General features: G+C 67.8%; 5 protein-coding genes. All 5 read right to left on the reverse strand.

Translation table 11 applies throughout. The features are described 5' to 3' along the window. Positions 1-774 (reverse strand): conjugal transfer protein TraF (locus QZY44_RS25135; protein WP_295454602.1); only part of this gene is annotated, 774 nt, incomplete at its 3' end. After that, complete coding sequence (locus QZY44_RS25140; RefSeq protein ID WP_295454604.1) at positions 761-1,255, reverse strand: FlhC family transcriptional regulator; 495 nt, start codon at positions 1,253-1,255, stop codon at positions 761-763. The genes QZY44_RS25135 and QZY44_RS25140, both read right to left, overlap by 14 nt. Then, positions 1,242-1,589: a hypothetical protein gene (locus QZY44_RS25145; protein WP_295454607.1), complete on the reverse strand. Its 348-nt coding sequence runs from the start codon at positions 1,587-1,589 to the stop codon at positions 1,242-1,244. The genes QZY44_RS25140 and QZY44_RS25145 overlap by 14 nt, the downstream gene beginning before the upstream one ends. Further along, positions 1,574-2,611 (reverse strand): transglycosylase SLT domain-containing protein, encoded by a 1,038-nt coding sequence (locus QZY44_RS25150; RefSeq protein WP_295454609.1) that lies wholly within the window; start codon positions 2,609-2,611, stop codon positions 1,574-1,576. The genes QZY44_RS25145 and QZY44_RS25150 overlap by 16 nt, the downstream gene beginning before the upstream one ends. A 52-nt stretch (positions 2,612-2,663) precedes the next feature. Beyond that, on the reverse strand, positions 2,664-2,952 hold a 289-nt coding region (locus tag QZY44_RS25155), incomplete at its 5' end, for a hypothetical protein (RefSeq protein ID WP_295454611.1).

A 2,952-nucleotide genomic window follows, 5' to 3' on the forward strand; every position in this document is an offset into this window, starting at 1 on the left:
CAGCGACAGCAGGCCCTGGGCGACCGGTGCGACCTTCGGTCCGTCGGGGTCGGGGCGTACCAGGAACATGGTCGGCGTGGAGCGCACCCCGAGTGCGCGGCCCTGGCCACCATCGGCACGGAAGTTCGGGAAGACGCCACTGGGTAATGGCTGCCCGTCCAGCGAGATGGGCAGCACCGTGAAGCCGTAGCGCTGGGACATCCGATCGAGCAGCGGGGCCTGCGCCTCGCAGTAAGGGCAGTCCGACCGGAAAAAGAACCAGACCACCGCGAGCCGGGCGATGCGCCCGAGCACGGCATCCCGGGCGTCGCCGGCCGTCTTGTTCGCGAGGTTGGCGCCGAAGGTCGCGGTGGGCCGCTGGGTGATCTCGTCGAGGTCGGGATTGCCCTGGACTACGCGCTCGGCGACCCTCGCGAAGGTCGAGGACTTATCGAGGACGACGCGCTGCAGGTAGAAGAAGGCCGCGACGTTTTCGGGGGTTGGGTCGTCGATGGCCCGATCCCGGTAACGATCCAGGTTCTCCCGCATCCACGCGGCGGACAGCGGCGCGGGTTGTGGCGCCGCGGCCTCCGGGGGTGGAGGGACGGTCGGAATAGGGGAGGGCGGGGGAGGTGGCACCGGCTCAGCGGGTGGGGGCGGCGGCGGATCGTGGCGATACCAAAACCAACCCTGCGATTTGCCTTCGTAAAACTCATCGAGCCCGGCGCTGGCCACACTGGCCGCGCCGGCGATGACCAGACCAAGCCCGACGAGAGACCATCTATACGCGCGCATACAGTGAACACAGTGGACAGGTTGAACCAATGTTTCCCGCCCGCATGACGAGAAACCCCACCTCGCAGGCCGGGCAGTGCTGCAAGTCAGCCTGGCCGCTGCGCAAGTCACGCGCGGTGGCCCAGGCCAGATTGATGTCGATGAGTGGTGGCTTGCGCAGTGGGATCAGCGCCAGGTACATCTCGAACGCGTCGAGCAAGGCGGTGTAGTTGATGGCCTGGTAGAGCCCACGCCCATCGAGCCGCAGATACAACGCGGCGAATAGGGAGGCATGGGCCTGTTGCGGGCGGGTCTTGATGACGGTGCCCACGCTGGTCACGAGTGGGCCTCCGCGCGGTGAACGGCCGTGGATCTCGCGGTACAGATTGCGCAGGTATTCACGTGCCACGCCGGTGCCGGAATACACGATGGAGAGTTTGACGCCGTGTCTGACCAGGCGGACGGCCAACTGCAAGGCGGTGTAGCGATCAACGGCGCTCACTGGCGGCTCCGACGGCCAGCAGCGCCGTGTGCATTGCCACCACCGGGCAATCCGTCTCCACGGGAACCCGGCCTCCCGGCAGGCAGACGGTTTCCATCGCCCGGGAGGGCAACCGGACCTCGAACGTGCAGACCGGGAGCTGCGCCAGCGCCAGGACCTGATCGGGTCCAGCCGTCAGCAACCATTCCGCCAGGACCTGGGGGACGCCGAAGGCGGTCATCGCGAACGGCACGCTCTCCCGGGCCGCATCACGCGCCGCCAGGAAGAACGCGGTGTTGAGCCGGCGGATCGTCTCCGCATGGTTCTCCGCGTTCAACGTCAGGGTTGAAACCACAGTTGCTCCCGCGTCGCGAGTACCCGCGGCACATACGCTTGCGTTTCCCGGTAGGGGGGAACGCGCCAGCCGTGCTTGACGACGGCGTGCTCCCCCGCGTTATAGGCCGCCGCCACCAGGGCCGCGTCACCGCCAAACAACTCCGCCAGGTCGCGCAGATACCGCACCCCGGCATCGATGTTCTGACCCAGGTCGTGCGGGTCGGCGCCGTAGCGCGACGCCGTACCCGGCATCAATTGCATGACCCCGCGCGCCCCTTTCGGGCTCAGGGCCGATTGCCGGAAGCCGCTCTCGTTCTTGGCGATCGCCAGCGCAAAGGCGGGGTCCACCCCGTGGCGTGCTGCCGCCGTCTTGATCAGGTGGACGACGAACGGCTGGTCGGCTGGCTCGGCATGGCCGGGCCCTGCAGGAGGGCGTGGCGCCGCTACCGGTTGCTTGCCGACGCAGCGGATCGTCGGTGCCGCCGCGCCGCTGGGCGCGCCGTCCAAGGCCGTCGCGACGGCCAGGACGTGCCGGCCCAAGGCGCGTGCCGCGATGGGATCAGCGGGATACGCGACGCGGCCGATGGCCAGCGCCGGGTCGTTCGGGGTCGTGCGCAGATTCTCAGCCAGGATGGCGGCGGCGAGATTCAGGTTGGTCGCCGGGTCCAGTAGGTCGGACGCCACGTCGACGCGATCACCAAAGCGAGCGATGTTGATACCCGTCATACCGACGTCCATGGTGTTCTGTGTTGACCCAAAGTCGGGTGTCAGGAGTGCCTGTGCGGCATGGGACCGGTCTTGGTAGTGGTGGGGTCGCCCCCGACTGATCACCGTCCAGGGCCAGGGCGCGGCGGAGCCGTGCGCATCGACCCGGCCGGTGCGGGCGACGGCCAGGGCATACAGGAGTGCCGGCCGGACGCCCTGCGCCCGCGCGGCTCGTTCAAACTCGGTGCCCGCAAATGCGCCGGTCCCTGGGGTTTGCGCGCCCGCTACACAGGGGCGGGGCAGGGCAGCGAAGAAACCGAGTGCAGCGAGAATCATTATAACTCTTAAGATACTACAAAAAAGCGCTGAAATGTATAATCTGGGCAAGTTAATCATGGTCAGAAATCGCGTCCAACAGCCGTAAACGCCGCTCCAACTGCGGATCAGCGGCCGCCTCGGGTGCTGCAGGGGACGCCCCGGTAGGGACGCTGATCGTTGTCGCTCTCCCGCGCATCAGGGCCAAGCCCACCATTGCGAGCGTGCGTAGTCGCTCCGGGCGGGCGCGTAGGGGTAGCCGGGCCAGATCGTCCGCCAACTCGGGGTAGGCCGGCGTGATCTGGACCTGGAACCGGGGGAGGCGCCCGCTGGCCTCAACGGACATGGCGAAAGAATCCCCG

The organism is uncultured Thiodictyon sp. (assembly GCA_903837595.1).
Classification (GTDB): Bacteria; Pseudomonadota; Gammaproteobacteria; order Chromatiales; family Chromatiaceae; genus Thiodictyon.

Excerpts from the sequence above, each read along its gene's own strand:
- QZY44_RS25150 (WP_295454609.1), bottom strand. The coding sequence starts at position 2,611 with ATGATTCTCGCTGCACTCGGTTTCTTCGCTGCCCTGCCCCGCCCCTGT.